We start from the raw sequence: 13,338 nt of genomic DNA, 5'->3' as shown, positions 1-13,338 counted from the left end.
GCGTCCATGTGCTGCGCTGACGGCTGCAAGCGGCCTGTTACACTGCGCCGTCGCCTAGAAGTCGTGGAGAAAAGCATGTCGGGATGCAACAGGTTGCTGATTGCCGGGTGCGGGGATGTCGGTACCCGTCTTGGTCTGCGTATGGCCGAACAGGGCTGGCGCGTTCTGGGCATGCGCCGCAACGTGGCCGCATTGCCAGCTGCCATCGAACCGTTGGCGGGCGACCTGCATGCCGATGCTTGTCCGCCGGATTGGCCGCAGGGGCCGCTGGGTTACCTGGTGTATTGCGCGGCGGCCATCCAGCACGACGAAGCGGGCTATCGCGCCGCTTATGTCGACGGCCTGCGCCGCGTGCTGGGCTGGCTGGAGCAGCATGGCCAGCGACCACGGCGCATCCTGTTCGCCTCCAGCAGCGGGGTATATGGGCAGCAGGAGGGCGAATGGATCGACGAAGATTCTCCGGCCGAGGCCCAGAGTTTCTCTGCGGTGATCATGCGTGAGGCCGAGCGCGTCGCGCTGGACAGTGGCCTGCCGGCGACCACGGTACGCTTGACCGGCCTTTATGGCCCCGGCCGTGAGTGGTTGCTGAGCCAGGTGCGTGGTGGCTATCGCGTTAGCGAGACGCCGCCGCTGTACGGCAACCGCATTCATGTCGATGATGCAGCGGGGCTGCTCGCAACGCTGCTAAAGGCCGACGCCGCTGGCGTGCTCCTGGCCGATTGCTACCTGGGCGTCGACGATGAACCGGCGCCACTGCACGAGGTAGTAGGTTGGCTGCGTGGGCAACTGAGCGTCAGCCACTGGAGTGACGAGCAGCGCGTGCGCCGCGCCGGCAGCAAGCGTTGCAGCAATGCCCGCGCTCGCGCGCTGGGTTGGACGCCGCAGTATCCCAGTTACCGCGAGGGCTATGCGGCGATCCTGCGGGACCAATGAAAAGTCAGGCCTGCACTGATCAGCGGCGTTTGAGTAACCAACGTTGTGGGCCGGGCTGGTACTCGGGCATTTCGTCGAACTGGGCACGGTTCTGTGCTTCGAAGATGCGCAGCTGATTGCCTTCATGCACGAATAGCCAGGGGCTACCCTGGTCGCCAGCCTGCAGCCAGAGGCTGTCATGTTCGCCGCTCATGGCCGCGCAGTCCCCCGCCAAACACAGGGCGAAGCGTTCGGCGCCGGGCAGGCCCTGCACCTGGCCGTCGCTATTGAAGCGCACCAGGCCGCCCTGACCCAAACCTTCTTCGATCAGCCACTCGCCGCCCAGGTAGTCGCGGTACAACGCCTGTTCAAAGCTGCTGCCCAGGGCCCTGGGTTCGCTGGGGTTGTCGACGCGGGTAAAGTGCTGCTCGGGCCAGTATTCGCTGGTGATCTGCACCAGTTCGCCATTCTGCATGGCGAGCTGCTCGTTGTAATCACCGTAGAAGGTCACCTGCCAGCGCCCCTCTCCAGCACTCTGCAGCCTGCCCTCGGCCAGCTCGAAGCCATTGCTGTAGCTGGCCTGCTGCCGCTCGGGGGCGATGTGCCATTCGAGGTTGGGGCCGTAGGCGAGCAGGGCTTCGCGCAGGCGACCGCTTTCGCGGGCGGCATCGATGGCTGCCTGGTTGATCCAGGTTCCGCTCGGGTCGTTGTTGGGCTTACTGGCACAGCCGGCCAGCAGGGCCGCGCAGAGCAGCAGGGGAAGCAGACGCATGGCGATCTCCATGCTGGGAGGGGAGGGAAGAGCGGGGCCTCAGGCCCCGCTGCGGCGCTTATTCCAGAACCAGAATAGCGTCCATTTCCACCAGCGAACCACGCGGCAGAGCGGCAACACCGATGGCGGCACGAGCCGGGTAGGGTTGTTCGAAGTAGCGGCCCATGATCTCGTTGACCTTAGCGAAGTGCGAGAGGTCGGTGAGGAAGATGTTCAGCTTGACGATGTCCTTGAACGAACCGCCGGCGGCTTCGGCAACGGCCTTGAGATTCTCGAACACCTGCACGGTCTGTGCTTCGAAGCCTTCGACCAGCTCCATGCTCACCGGGTCCAGTGGGATCTGGCCGGACATGTAGACGGTGTTGCCGGCCTTGATGGCTTGGGAGTAAGTGCCGATGGCGGCTGGGGCTTTGTCGCTGGTGATGACGGTCTTGCTCATGAATCGCTCCTTGTGAGAACTGGCTGGGTCGAGCGCCCAGTCTACAGACTGGAAACAGGGGAATTGTGTCAGGCGCGTACTCGGGTGATACGCATCACGCCCTTGAGGGCGCGCAGTTTCTTGATCACGCGGGCCAGGTGCACACGGTCATGCACGCTGACCACCAGTTGCACGACGCTGATGCGGCCGTCGCGTTCGTCCATGCTGATCTTCTCGATGTTGCCATCGGCCGCGTTGACGCTGCCGGCCAGCAACGCGATCAGGCCGCGCTGGTGCTCCAGCTCGACGCGCAGCTCGACGTTGAACTCGCCGGTGACATCCTTGGCCCAGTTGAGCTGGATGCATTTTTCCGGGTTGTGGCGGATGTCGACGATGTTCCGGCACGTCTCCATGTGCACCACCATGCCCTTGCCGGCGGACAGGTAGCCGACGATGGGGTCGCCTGGGATTGGCGTACAGCACTTGGCGTAGCTCATCACCAGGCCTTCGGTGCCGCGAATCGCCAGCGGGCCCTCGCTGCTCGGCAGGGTCTCGTCGCCGCTCTCGGCCAGCAGGCGGCGGGCGACGACATAGGCCATGCGGTTGCCCAGGCCGATATCTTCGAGCAGGTCCTCGATGACCTCCTGGCGGTATTCGCCGAGCACTGTCTGAATGCGCTCGGGGGAAATCTTCTCCAGGTGCGTATCGAAGCTGGCCAGCACCTTGTTCAGCAGGCGTTCGCCGAGGTTGATGGATTCGGAGCGGCGCTGCTGCTTGAGGGCGTGGCGGATGTGCGTGCGCGCCTTGCCGGTGACCACGAAGTTGAGCCAGGCCGGATTCGGGCGCGCGCCCGGTGCAGTGACTATTTCCACCGTCGAGCCGCTTTCCAGCGCTTGCGATAGCGGCGCCAGGCGACGATTGATGCGACAGGCGATGCAGGTGTTGCCGACGTCGGTGTGCACTGCATAGGCGAAGTCGACCGCGGTGGAACCTTTGGGCAGCTCCATGATGCGGCCCTTGGGCGAGAACACGTAGACCTCGTCCGGAAACAGGTCGATCTTCACGCTTTCGATGAATTCCAGCGAGTTGCCGGCGCGTTGCTGCAGCTCCAGCACGCCTTTGACCCATTGGCGCGCGCGGGCGTGGTTGCCCTTGGGCGCTTCATCCTCGTTGGACTTGTACAGCCAGTGCGCGGCGATGCCGTTGTTGGCCATCTCCTCCATCTCGCGGGTGCGGATCTGGATCTCGATGGGCACACCGTGCATCCCGAACAGCGTGGTGTGCAGCGACTGGTAGCCGTTGGCCTTGGGAATCGCGATGTAATCCTTGAAGCGCCCGGGTAACGGCTTGTACAGGTTGTGCACGGCGCCGAGTACGCGGTAGCAGGTGTCGACCTTGTCGACGATGATGCGGAAGGCGTAGACGTCCATTATCTCGTTGAACGCCTTACGTTTGCCGCGCATCTTCTGGTAGATGCTGTAGAGGTGCTTCTCGCGGCCGATCACTTCGCCTTCCATGCCCTCGCGTTGCAGGCACATCTGGATCGATTCCTCGATCTTGGCGACGATTTCCTTGCGGTTGCCCCGAGCGCGGCGCACAGCGGCGCGAATGCGCTCGGAGCGCATCGGGTGCATGGCCTTGAAGCCCAGGTCCTCGAACTCCACGCGCATGTTGTGCATGCCCAGCCGGTTGGCGATGGGGGCGTAGATTTCCAGGGTTTCCTTGGCGATGCGCCGGCTCTTCTCGTGCGGCATGGCATCGAGGGTGCGCATGTTGTGCAGGCGGTCGGCGAGCTTGACCAGAATCACGCGGATGTCGCGGGCCATGGCCATGGCCATCTTCTGGAAGTTCTCGGCCTGCGCCTCGGCCTTGGTCTCGAAGTTCATCTGGGTCAGTTTGCTGACCCCGTCGACCAGTTCGGCCACGGTTTCGCCGAACTGCGCGTTGAGCGCTTCCTTGGCGATACCAGTGTCTTCGATGACGTCGTGCAGCATGGCGGCCATCAGGCTCTGATGATCCATGTGCATTTCAGCGAGGATGCTGGCCACGGCCAGCGGATGGGTCACGTAGGCTTCGCCACTGCGGCGGCGTTGGCCATCGTGCGCCTGTTCGGCGTAGAAGTAGGCTCGGCGTACCAGGTTGACCTGGTCATGGCCGAGATAGGCCGAAAGTCGGTCGGCGAGAGCGTCTATGCCAGCCATGGGAGACTCTCCCGTTGGCAGCTGTGGCCCTGCGCCGCGTGACTTCGACCCGGCATCATCGACTTACAGAGGCTCGTTGGCCTCTTCCTCGAAGGCAGCGAACAGCGGTTCTTCTTCGACGATGTCTTCCTGGGCGACGACTTCATAGTCCACCAGGCCGGCAGCGATTTCGCGCAGGGCAACTACGGTGGGCTTGTCGTTTTCCCAAGCCACTTTCGGCTCTTTGCCGCCGGTGGCCAGCTGGCGCGAACGCTTGGTCGCGAGCATGACCAGTTCGAAGCGGTTATCAACGTTGTCCAGGCAATCTTCGACGGTAACGCGAGCCATGGTGTTCCTCGTAACGTGTGCGGATAAGCTTGGCCCGAGCGGGCGAGCGGACTGAATAGTCTAAAAAATCACCAGCGACAATGGAAGCGCTGTTTTACGCCAGCAGTTCGCTGAGCAGGCCGGCATGGCGCTGTTGTTGCTGAGTTTGCGACAACTGGTTGCTGCGGAAGATGGCTTTCAGGTCGCTCAGGGCGTGGTTGAAGTCGTCGTTGATCACCAGGTAGTCGTACTCGACGTAGTGGCTCATTTCGCTGACTGCTTCGCGCATGCGCCGCTCGATGATCTCGCCGCTGTCCTGTCCGCGATTGGTCAGGCGGTGGCGCAGCGCTTCCTGGGTCGGCGGCAGGATGAAGATGGATTTGGCCTGCGGCATCAGCTTGCGCACCTGCTGCGCGCCCTGCCAGTCGATTTCCAGAATCAGGTCGAAGCCTTCGGCCAGCGTCTGCTCGACCCATTTCTGCGAAGTACCGTAAAGGTTATCGAATACCTGGGCATGTTCGAGGAACTCGCTGCGTTCGAGCATGGCGTTGAACTGCGCATGGTCGACGAAGTGGTAGTTCACCCCATCCACTTCGCCCGGGCGCATGGCGCGAGTGGTGTGCGAGACCGAAACGCGAATCTGCGCTTCGCTGTCGATCAGGGCCTTGACCAGGCTGGTCTTGCCGGCGCCGGAGGGTGCGGAAACGATGTAGAGGGTGCCGATGGTGGCCATTAGAGCTTCCTGAGCAAATCTTGGTGGGCGTGAAAACGTAGCGAGCGACGGCTAGGCAAGGCGAAATCAGGTGAGAAAGCGGAGTTTACGACGGTAAATGAGCATTTCGAACCTGATTTAAACGCGGTATAGCCTAGCGCAGCAGTTTTCACTCGATGTTCTGCACTTGCTCGCGCATCTGCTCGATAAGCACCTTGAGGTTGACCGCAGCCTGTGTGCTGCGTGTATCGAACGCCTTGGAGCCGAGGGTATTGGCCTCGCGGTTGAGTTCCTGCATGAGGAAGTCCAGGCGTCGCCCGGCAGCACCGCCGGCCTTGAGCACGCGGCGCACTTCGCTGACGTGGGTGCTGAGGCGATCCAGCTCCTCGGCCACGTCGCTCTTCTGCGCGAGCAGCACCAGCTCCTGCTCCAGACGTTGTGGATCGAGCTCGGCCTGCATCTCGGCGAAGCGGGTTTCGATCTTCTGGCGCTGGCCGGCGAGCATCTGCGGCACCAGTTCGCGCAAGGCGGCGACCTCGTCGAGGATGCTGTCGAGGCGCTCGTTGAGCAGCTTGGCCAGTTCGGCACCTTCGCGGGCGCGGCCGGCCTTGAGTTCGCCCAGCGCCTGGTCAAACAGCTTCAGTGCAGCGGCGTTGAGTGTCTGCGGGTCGGCCGAGTCGGCCACCAGCACGCCAGGCCAGGCCAGCACTTCCAGCGGGTTGAGCGGAGCCGGTTGCTGGATCAGTGCGGCGACCTGCTCGGCGGCGTTGATCAACTGACGCGCGCGCTCGCTGTCGACCTGCAGTTGCTTGCCGGCACTTTCTTCGGCGAAGCGTAGGGAGCATTCCACCTTGCCGCGCGACAGACCCTGGCGCAGGGCTTCGCGCACCGCGCTTTCGAGGTCGCGGAAAGCTTCCGGCAGGCGCAGGTGCGGCTCGAGGTAACGGTGGTTGACCGAGCGCAGTTCCCAGCTCAGGGTGCCGTGGGCGGTTGCCTGCTCGTTGCGGGCAAAGGCCGTCATGCTATGAACCATGGGATACCTCGTGGAAGTCGGCTCGAAAAACGCAAGATTGTAGCGCAGTGAATCGACCCTACCCAATTCGGCATGTCGCCGCAGTCGCCCGACCTCTATAATGCGCACTGTTTTTACTTAATGAAGTAGGTATCGCTCGATGAAACGTCCCAGTGGCCGCGCCGCCGATCAGTTGCGCTCGATTCGCATCACCCGCAACTACACCAAGCACGCCGAGGGCTCTGTGCTCGTGGAGTTCGGCGATACCAAGGTGATCTGCACCGTCAGTGTCGAATCTGGCGTGCCGCGTTTCCTCAAGGGGCAGGGCCAGGGCTGGTTGACTGCCGAATACGGCATGCTGCCGCGCGCCACCGGCGAGCGTAACCAGCGCGAGGCCAGCCGTGGCAAGCAGGGTGGTCGTACCCTGGAAATCCAGCGCCTGATCGGTCGCTCGCTGCGCGCGGCGCTGGACATGAGCAAGCTGGGCGAGAACACCCTGTACGTCGACTGCGACGTGATCCAGGCCGACGGCGGTACCCGTACCGCATCCATCACCGGTTCCATGGTGGCGCTGATCGATGCCCTGAAAGTGCTGAAGAAGCGTGGCGCGCTGAAAGGTGAGCCGCTCAAGCAGATGATCGCAGCGGTGTCTGTCGGCATCTACCAGGGCGAGCCGGTGCTGGATCTGGACTACCTGGAAGATTCTGCCGCCGAGACCGATCTCAACGTGGTGATGACCAACGCCGGCGGCTTCATCGAGGTACAGGGCACTGCCGAAGGCGCGCCGTTCCAGCCTGACGAATTCAACGCCATGCTGGCCCTGGCGCAGAAGGGCATGAACGAGATCTTTGAACTGCAGAAGGCCGCTCTGGTCGACTGAAACTCGTAACGAGCAAGGAGCACCAGGATGAATGACGATATGCAAAACCCGCTGCCGACGCCCGGTCAGGAAGCGCGTCAGTGGGCCATGTTCTGTCACTTCGCCGCGTTTCTCGGCCTGGTGTTCCCTTTCGGTAATCTGCTCGGCCCGCTGATCGTCTGGCAGATCAAGAAGGATTTCGACCCCTTCGTCGATGCTCAAGGCAAGGAAGCGCTGAACTTCCAGATCAGCGTGGCGCTGGCCGCCGTGGTCTGCTTCATCCTGATGGTGGTGGTGATCGGCTTCCCGCTGCTGATGCTGCTGGGTCTGGCCGCGTTGGTGCTGACCATCATCGCCGGTATCAAGGCCAACGAAGGGCAGAGCTATCGCTACCCCTTCAGTTGGCGTTTGGTGAAGTAAACCTGCGCGCAACAAAAAGCCGGCGATCAGCCGGCTTTTTCATACCTGTTGCCCGTCGATCAGACGCTGAGAATCCAGTCGTAATCGACGATCAGCGGCGCATGCTGAGAGAAGCGCGGCTGGCGCGGCAAACGGGCGCTACGCACGCTGCGGCGCATGCCCGGCGTGAGCAACTGGTAGTCGAAGCGATAGCCCAGGTTAAGCATTTCCGCCTGCTCGTTATCCGGCCACCAGCTGAACTGGTCGCCTTCACGGCTGACTTCGCGCAGGGCATCGACATAACCCATATTGCCAACCACCTCGTCCATCCAGGCGCGCTCGGGCGCCAGGAAACCTGGTGATTGCTGGCAGTCACGCCAGTTCTTCACATCCAGCTTCTGGTGCGCTACATGCAGCGAACCGCAGTAGATGTACTCGCGACGCTTGCGCCGTTGCTTGTCCAGATAATGGGTGAAGTCGTCCATGAACTTGAATTTCTGATTCAAGCTCTCGTCACCGTCCCGCCCACTGGGCAGAAGCAGGGTGGCGATGCTGACTTTGTCAAAATCTGCCTGCAGGTAGCGCCCGTAGCGATCGGCCATCTCGAAGCCGAGGCCGCTGATCACCGCCTTGGGTTGCAATCGCGAGTAGAGTGCCACGCCACCTTGGCTGGGCACTTCACCGTCGCATGCATAGAGGAAATAACCATCCAGCTGGAAGGCTTGGTCGTCCATTTCAAAGGCAGAGGCACGGGTGTCTTGCAGGCAGATCACGTCGGCATTCTGGGCTTGCAGCCAACTGAGCAAACCTCGCTCGGCCGCAGCCTGAATACCATTCACGTTCACACTGATGATCCGCATAAATGGCCCCCAAAAACACATGCATGTATGATACCCGAGCTCACCTCATTTAGCTAAATCCGTGCCGTCCGGGACTTTTCATGCAAGCGTACCAGCGCGATTTCATTCGTTTTGCCATCGAGCGCGGGGTTCTGCGTTTTGGCCAGTTCACCCTCAAGTCCGGGCGCACCAGCCCCTATTTCTTCAACGCCGGCCTGTTTGACAGCGGTCTGGCGTTGGCGCAGCTGGGGCGTTTCTACGCGGCGGCAATCGTCGACAGCGGCATTGATTTTGACGTGCTGTTCGGCCCGGCCTACAAGGGCATTCCGCTGGCGGCGACCACTGCCGTGGCGCTGGCCGAGCATCATCAGCGCGATCTGCCCTGGTGCTTCAACCGCAAGGAAGCCAAGGACCATGGCGAGGGCGGCACCCTGGTCGGTGCGCCACTCAAGGGCCGTGTGTTGATCGTCGATGACGTGATCACCGCCGGTACCGCGATCCGCGAAGTGATGCAGATCATCCAGGGCCAGGGCGCCCAGGCCGCCGGCACGCTGATCGCGCTGAATCGCCAGGAGCGCGGCCAGGGCGATCTTTCTGCCATCCAGGAAGTCGAACGCGATTTCGGCATGCCCGTAGTGAGCATCGTGTCACTCGAACAGGTACTGGAATATCTGGCAGGGGATGCTGAACTGAAGCAATATCTGCCGGCTGTCGAAACCTATCGCGCCAAGTACGGAATCTAGCCCTAGCACAAGGTAGTCCTGATGCCTGCACCGTTCCTGACCCGCTGTACGCTGCTCTGTAGCTTGCTACTGCCGCTGTCTGGAGTGGCTGCCGAGCTGTATCGCTACGTTGATGACAAGGGCGTGACGGTGCTCAGTCGTCAGGGTGTGCCGCCTGAGTTCATCGGAAAGGGTTATGAGGTACTCAATGATCAGGGCCGTGTCGTGCGGGTGATCCCGCCGGCCCCGACGCCTGAGGAGTTCGCCCGTATACAGGCGGACAAGGCACGCGCCAGCAGCGATGCTCAATTGCTGCGGCTGTACACCAATCTTGATGATGTCGACCGTGCCCGCGAGCGCAAGCTGGCCGAGCTCGACAGCGTCACCAGTGTCGCTCGCGGCAACCTGCAGTCGGTGCGTACCCAGCAGGCCAACCTGCAGAGCCAGGCCGCCGACCACGAGCGAGCCGGGCGCCAGGTGCCGGAGCATTTGCTGGCGCAGATCAATAACCTCAAGGAAGAGCAGCAGCGTCTGCAGCGCGATATCGCCCGCTACAAGGAGATCCGCACTCAAGCCGAGGCTGGTTTCAGCGCTGATCGCGCGCGCTTGGCCGAGTTGTTTGGCGAACCGCAGAAAAAGCCCTAGGACTTGGCTATTCAGCCTTGCGGTTGAGTCTTCTCGAAACTCCCGATCTTTTCCCTGAGCCACTGCGGCAGCGGTGCGCTGCTGCGTGTCGCGCCGTCTGCGTGAACATAGACGATTTCGCCGCTGGTCAGCAGCTCGCCGTCGCGCCAGATGCCGAGCGCAAAGGTCAGGCTGGATCGGCCCAGACGCGCGCTGCGGATGCCGATCTGCAGTTGGTCGTCGAAGCGCGCCGGAGCACGGTATTCGAGCAAGGTGCGGATTGCGAAAAAATCGCCGCCGTCCTGTGCCAGGTCACCGGGGTAGGCGACTCCCAGCGCACGGAAGTATTCGGTGATGGCCACGTCGGCGTAGGTCAGGTAGTGGCCGTTGAAGGCGATGCCTTGCGGATCGACTTCGGCCCAGCGCACGCGTAAGGAGTGGAAGAAACTGAACTGGCTGGGTTCGGGCAAGCTGCTCATGGGGGTTCCTTGTCAGGGGTACCTGGTGAGCGTGCATGTTGAGGAGGGTTGCGGCAAGTTCGAGTCGGTGTGCGGATGGCTTGCGATAAGACCGCTCGATGGTTTGGGTAGGGTGCGCTATGCGCACCGCTCGGGTCGCCATGCGTGCAGGCGTGGGGGATTCGTGGTGCCCACTTCCCTCTCCCGTCCTGCGGGCACCCTCTCCCGGAGGGAGAGGGGCATCAGAAAGCCGCGTTCGCGGCTTGCTTTTAGGGGCGTTTGCGGTTGCTGATCATGGTGCCGTTGCCGATATCGGTGAAGATCTCCAGCAGTACGGCATTAGGTACACGGCCATCGATGATGTGAGAGCTGGTCACGCCACCCTGTACCGCTTCCAGGGCGCATTTGATCTTCGGCAGCATGCCGCCGTAGATGGTGCCGTCGGCGATCAGTTCGTTGACCTGCTCGGTGTTCAGGCCGGTGAGCACTTCGCCCTGCTTGTTCATCAGGCCGGCGATGTTGGTCAGCAGCATCAGCTTCTCGGCTTTCAGTGCTTCGGCCACCTTGCCGGCCACCAGGTCGGCATTGATGTTGTAGGACTCGCCATCCGGGCCGACGCCGATGGGCGCGATGACCGGGATGAAGTCGCCCTTGGCCAGCATGTTGAGCAGGTCGGTGTTGATCCCGGTGACCTCGCCGACATGACCGATATCGATGATTTCCGGCTGGGTCATCTCCGGTGTCTGACGGCTGACCTTGAGCTTGCGCGCGCGGATCAGGCCGGCATCCTTGCCGGTCAGGCCGATGGCGCTGCCGCCATGCTGGTTGATCAGGTTGACGATGCTCTTGTTGACCTGCCCACCCAGCACCATTTCCACCACGTCCATGGTGGCGGTATCGGTGACGCGCATGCCGTCGATGAAGTGACTCTCGATGGACAGGCGTTTGAGCAGATCACCGATCTGCGGCCCACCGCCGTGCACCACCACCGGGTTGATGCCGACAGCCTTCATCAGCACGATGTCGCGGGCGAAGCCCTGCTTGAGCTCCTCGCTTTCCATGGCGTTGCCGCCGTACTTGATCACCAGGGTCTTGCCGACGAAGCGGCGGATATAGGGCAGGGCTTCGGACAGTACCTTGGCAACTTGGGCGGCGGCGTCACGCTCGAGGGTCATGCAGGGGCTCCTGGAACAAATCGGTCAAAAGGGCAGTTGCAGGTCGGGGGCGACCTTGAGCAGTTGCGCGCGGAACACGTCCTGGATGCGCTCCAGCTCTTCCTGGGTGTCGGCCTCGAAGCGCAGCACCAGCACCGGTGTGGTGTTGGAGGCGCGGATCAGGCCCCAGCCCTTGGGGTAGTCGACGCGTACACCGTCGATGCTGGTGATGTTCGCCTCGCCCCATTGGCCTTCACGCTGCAGGCGCTCGATCATGCCGAACTTGGTCTGTTCGGTGACCTTGATGTTGATTTCCGGTGTGGAAATGTCGCTGGGGAAGGCGCTGAACACCTGCTCGGCGTTGCGTTTTTCGAGGCTGAGAATTTCCAGCAGACGGGCAGCGCTGTAGATACCGTCGTCGAAACCGTACCAGCGCTCCTTGAAGAAGATGTGACCGCTCATCTCGCCGGCCAGCAGGGCACCGGTTTCCTTCATTTTCTTCTTGATCAGCGAGTGGCCGGTCTTCCACATCACCGGGCGACCACCGTAGCCGCTGATCAGCGGGGTCAGGCGACGGGTGCATTTGACGTCGAAGATGATGTCGGCGCCGGGGTTACGCGACACCACGTCCTTGGCGAACAGCATCAGCAGGCGGTCGGGGTAGACAATATTGCCGGTGTTGGTCACCACGCCGACACGGTCGCCGTCGCCGTCGAAGGCCAGGCCCAGGTCGGCGTTCTCGGATTTCACACGGGCAATCAGGTCGACCAGGTTCTCCGGCTTGCCTGGGTCCGGGTGGTGGTTGGGGAAGGTACCGTCAACGTCACAGAACAGCGGGATCACGCTGCAACCCAGGGCTTCGATCAGTTGCGGGGCGATCACGCCCGCGGCGCCGTTGCCGCAGTCGACCACTACGCGCAGCGGCTTGGCCAGGGCGATATCGTCGCGAATGGTCTTGAAGTAGCGCGGCAGCACATCGACCTGCTGCACGCTGCCGACGCCTGTGGCCAGGTCGTTGTTGTCCAGGCGGGTCTTCAGCGCGAGGATCTGCTCGTTGGCCAGGGTGTCGCCAGCGATGATGATCTTGAAACCGTTGTAGTCCGGTGGGTTGTGGCTGCCGGTGAGCATCACGGCCGAGCGGCCCTCCAGCACGTTGGCGGCGAAGTAGACGACTGGAGTCGGCACCATGCCGATATCGGTCACTTCGCAGCCGCAGTCGAGCAGACCTTGTACCAGTTGCTGCAGCAGTTCCGGGCCGGAGAGGCGGCCGTCACGGCCGACGATGACCTTGGGCTCGCCCTGAGCCAGGCTCTGCGAGCCGATGGCGCGGCCGATCCAGTAGGCGTATTCGGCGGTCAGGGTGTCGCCCACTACGCCACGGATGTCGTAGGCACGGAAAATGTCGGCGGGAAGTTTCGGGGCGCTTTGGCTAGTGCTCATTGCGGGGCTCTGCTCCAGTCCCAGGAGATCCTGGTCTTCATCGAGAATGTCGATATCGAGGATATCGGTGTCCTGAAACAGCGGGTCGACCAGCTCGGCTGGCTTGGCTGCCGGCTGAGCGGCGGGGGCCGCGGCTGTTCCTTTAGTGGGGGTGCTGCTGCCTTCAGGGCTGTTGCGGCGCGGCAATCGCGCCAGGCTTTGAGCCAGCGCATCGAGCGCCGGAATGCTGAGGCTGAAGGCTTTGACGTTCTTACCCGCAGAGAGTTCTTTGAGCATTTGCCCAAGCTGCTGGGCGTCGAGATTGACGCGCCGCTGCAGCGCGCCCTGAACCAGGATCATGCCGATCAGGGCGCCGCCCACTGCAAGCAGGAACGCGAGGCCGAGCATTGCCGGAGCGATGCTGCCTTGAGTCAGGCTGGGGCCGGGGGTGAAGCTGATCTTCCAGTAAGGGTTGCCGGTAGAGAAGGTCTGCGCAGCGGCGGCGTCGCCTGCCTGGCCGCGCTGTAGGAG

At 62.5% G+C, this 13,338-nt stretch carries 15 protein-coding genes; 5 read left to right on the top strand and 10 right to left on the bottom strand.

Features of this window, described 5'->3' with window-relative positions; all coding sequences use genetic code 11:
* Nucleotides 1–75: 75 nt before the first annotated feature.
* Nucleotides 76–933, top strand: coding sequence for an NAD-dependent epimerase/dehydratase family protein (locus AAEQ75_RS07555; protein ID WP_343351421.1), 858 nt, complete (start codon nt 76–78; stop codon nt 931–933).
* 19 nt (nt 934–952) lie between these two features.
* Here the strand turns inward: AAEQ75_RS07555 and AAEQ75_RS07550 are convergent, their stop codons facing one another.
* The 6 genes from AAEQ75_RS07550 to AAEQ75_RS07525 form a co-directional block, all read right to left on the bottom strand.
* Complete coding sequence (locus tag AAEQ75_RS07550; protein WP_343351420.1) at nt 953–1,684, bottom strand: hypothetical protein; 732 nt, start codon at nt 1,682–1,684, stop codon at nt 953–955.
* A gap of 58 nt (nt 1,685–1,742) precedes the next feature.
* Nucleotides 1,743–2,123, bottom strand: coding sequence for a RidA family protein (locus AAEQ75_RS07545; protein ID WP_106735135.1), 381 nt, complete (start codon nt 2,121–2,123; stop codon nt 1,743–1,745).
* Nucleotides 2,124–2,191: 68 nt separating this feature from the next.
* The gene (gene spoT, locus AAEQ75_RS07540) at nt 2,192–4,303 is read right to left on the bottom strand and encodes a bifunctional GTP diphosphokinase/guanosine-3',5'-bis pyrophosphate 3'-pyrophosphohydrolase (RefSeq protein WP_143507463.1); all 2,112 of its coding nucleotides are present in this window, start codon (nt 4,301–4,303) and stop codon (nt 2,192–2,194) included.
* A gap of 63 nt (nt 4,304–4,366) precedes the next feature.
* On the bottom strand, nt 4,367–4,630 hold the full coding sequence (gene rpoZ, locus AAEQ75_RS07535) for a DNA-directed RNA polymerase subunit omega (RefSeq protein WP_003242550.1): 264 nt from the start codon (nt 4,628–4,630) through the stop codon (nt 4,367–4,369).
* Between the two features lie 94 nt (nt 4,631–4,724).
* The gene (gene gmk / locus AAEQ75_RS07530; RefSeq protein WP_143507462.1) at nt 4,725–5,342 is read right to left on the bottom strand and encodes a guanylate kinase; all 618 of its coding nucleotides are present in this window, start codon (nt 5,340–5,342) and stop codon (nt 4,725–4,727) included.
* A gap of 148 nt (nt 5,343–5,490) precedes the next feature.
* On the bottom strand, nt 5,491–6,354 hold the full coding sequence (locus AAEQ75_RS07525; protein ID WP_343351419.1) for a YicC/YloC family endoribonuclease: 864 nt from the start codon (nt 6,352–6,354) through the stop codon (nt 5,491–5,493).
* A gap of 139 nt (nt 6,355–6,493) precedes the next feature.
* On the opposite strand from AAEQ75_RS07525, the gene rph reads away from it, so the two are divergent.
* Both rph and AAEQ75_RS07515 read left to right on the top strand, forming a co-directional pair.
* Nucleotides 6,494–7,213: a ribonuclease PH gene (rph, locus tag AAEQ75_RS07520; RefSeq protein WP_041980407.1), complete on the top strand. Its 720-nt coding sequence runs from the start codon at nt 6,494–6,496 to the stop codon at nt 7,211–7,213.
* A gap of 27 nt (nt 7,214–7,240) precedes the next feature.
* Nucleotides 7,241–7,612: a DUF4870 domain-containing protein gene (locus tag AAEQ75_RS07515; RefSeq protein ID WP_343351418.1), complete on the top strand. Its 372-nt coding sequence runs from the start codon at nt 7,241–7,243 to the stop codon at nt 7,610–7,612.
* Nucleotides 7,613–7,671: 59 nt separating this feature from the next.
* Here the strand turns inward: AAEQ75_RS07515 and AAEQ75_RS07510 are convergent, their stop codons facing one another.
* A complete protein-coding gene (locus AAEQ75_RS07510; RefSeq protein WP_039965397.1) occupies nt 7,672–8,451 on the bottom strand; it encodes an exodeoxyribonuclease III in 780 nt (259 codons plus the stop codon).
* A gap of 80 nt (nt 8,452–8,531) precedes the next feature.
* Here AAEQ75_RS07510 and pyrE point away from each other — a divergent pair, with 80 nt between their 5' ends.
* Entirely contained in the window at nt 8,532–9,173 is a 642-nt protein-coding gene (gene pyrE / locus AAEQ75_RS07505; RefSeq protein WP_125874719.1) for an orotate phosphoribosyltransferase, read from the top strand.
* 21 nt (nt 9,174–9,194) lie between these two features.
* A complete protein-coding gene (locus AAEQ75_RS07500; RefSeq protein ID WP_343351417.1) occupies nt 9,195–9,797 on the top strand; it encodes a DUF4124 domain-containing protein in 603 nt (200 codons plus the stop codon).
* An 11-nt stretch (nt 9,798–9,808) separates the two neighbouring features.
* Here AAEQ75_RS07500 and AAEQ75_RS07495 read toward each other — a convergent pair whose 3' ends face one another.
* The 3 genes from AAEQ75_RS07495 to algC form a co-directional block, all read right to left on the bottom strand.
* The gene (locus AAEQ75_RS07495; protein ID WP_343351416.1) at nt 9,809–10,255 is read right to left on the bottom strand and encodes an acyl-CoA thioesterase; all 447 of its coding nucleotides are present in this window, start codon (nt 10,253–10,255) and stop codon (nt 9,809–9,811) included.
* A 248-nt stretch (nt 10,256–10,503) separates the two neighbouring features.
* A complete protein-coding gene (gene argB / locus AAEQ75_RS07490; protein ID WP_116620322.1) occupies nt 10,504–11,409 on the bottom strand; it encodes an acetylglutamate kinase in 906 nt (301 codons plus the stop codon).
* A 24-nt stretch (nt 11,410–11,433) separates the two neighbouring features.
* On the bottom strand, nt 11,434–12,828 hold the full coding sequence (gene algC / locus AAEQ75_RS07485; protein WP_343352348.1) for a phosphomannomutase/phosphoglucomutase: 1,395 nt from the start codon (nt 12,826–12,828) through the stop codon (nt 11,434–11,436).
* Nucleotides 12,829–13,338: the final 510 nt, after the last annotated feature.

The organism is Pseudomonas sediminis, assembly GCF_039555755.1.
Lineage (GTDB): Bacteria > Pseudomonadota > Gammaproteobacteria > Pseudomonadales > Pseudomonadaceae > Aquipseudomonas > Aquipseudomonas mendocina_D.
Note: the sequence above shows the minus strand (reverse complement) of the source record. Positions and strands in the feature narration are given on the sequence as shown.

Coding starts and splice junctions, on each gene's coding strand:
- AAEQ75_RS07555 (WP_343351421.1), top strand. CDS start 76: ATGTCGGGATGCAACAGGTTGCTGATTGCCGGGTGCGGGGATGTCGGT.
- AAEQ75_RS07550 (WP_343351420.1), bottom strand. CDS start 1,684: ATGCGTCTGCTTCCCCTGCTGCTCTGCGCGGCCCTGCTGGCCGGCTGT.
- AAEQ75_RS07545 (WP_106735135.1), bottom strand. CDS start 2,123: ATGAGCAAGACCGTCATCACCAGCGACAAAGCCCCAGCCGCCATCGGC.
- spoT (WP_143507463.1), bottom strand. CDS start 4,303: ATGGCTGGCATAGACGCTCTCGCCGACCGACTTTCGGCCTATCTCGGC.
- rpoZ (WP_003242550.1), bottom strand. CDS start 4,630: ATGGCTCGCGTTACCGTCGAAGATTGCCTGGACAACGTTGATAACCGC.
- gmk (WP_143507462.1), bottom strand. CDS start 5,342: ATGGCCACCATCGGCACCCTCTACATCGTTTCCGCACCCTCCGGCGCC.
- AAEQ75_RS07525 (WP_343351419.1), bottom strand. CDS start 6,354: ATGGTTCATAGCATGACGGCCTTTGCCCGCAACGAGCAGGCAACCGCC.
- rph (WP_041980407.1), top strand. CDS start 6,494: ATGAAACGTCCCAGTGGCCGCGCCGCCGATCAGTTGCGCTCGATTCGC.
- AAEQ75_RS07515 (WP_343351418.1), top strand. CDS start 7,241: ATGAATGACGATATGCAAAACCCGCTGCCGACGCCCGGTCAGGAAGCG.
- AAEQ75_RS07510 (WP_039965397.1), bottom strand. CDS start 8,451: ATGCGGATCATCAGTGTGAACGTGAATGGTATTCAGGCTGCGGCCGAG.
- pyrE (WP_125874719.1), top strand. CDS start 8,532: ATGCAAGCGTACCAGCGCGATTTCATTCGTTTTGCCATCGAGCGCGGG.
- AAEQ75_RS07500 (WP_343351417.1), top strand. CDS start 9,195: ATGCCTGCACCGTTCCTGACCCGCTGTACGCTGCTCTGTAGCTTGCTA.
- AAEQ75_RS07495 (WP_343351416.1), bottom strand. CDS start 10,255: ATGAGCAGCTTGCCCGAACCCAGCCAGTTCAGTTTCTTCCACTCCTTA.
- argB (WP_116620322.1), bottom strand. CDS start 11,409: ATGACCCTCGAGCGTGACGCCGCCGCCCAAGTTGCCAAGGTACTGTCC.
- algC (WP_343352348.1), bottom strand. CDS start 12,828: ATGAGCACTAGCCAAAGCGCCCCGAAACTTCCCGCCGACATTTTCCGT.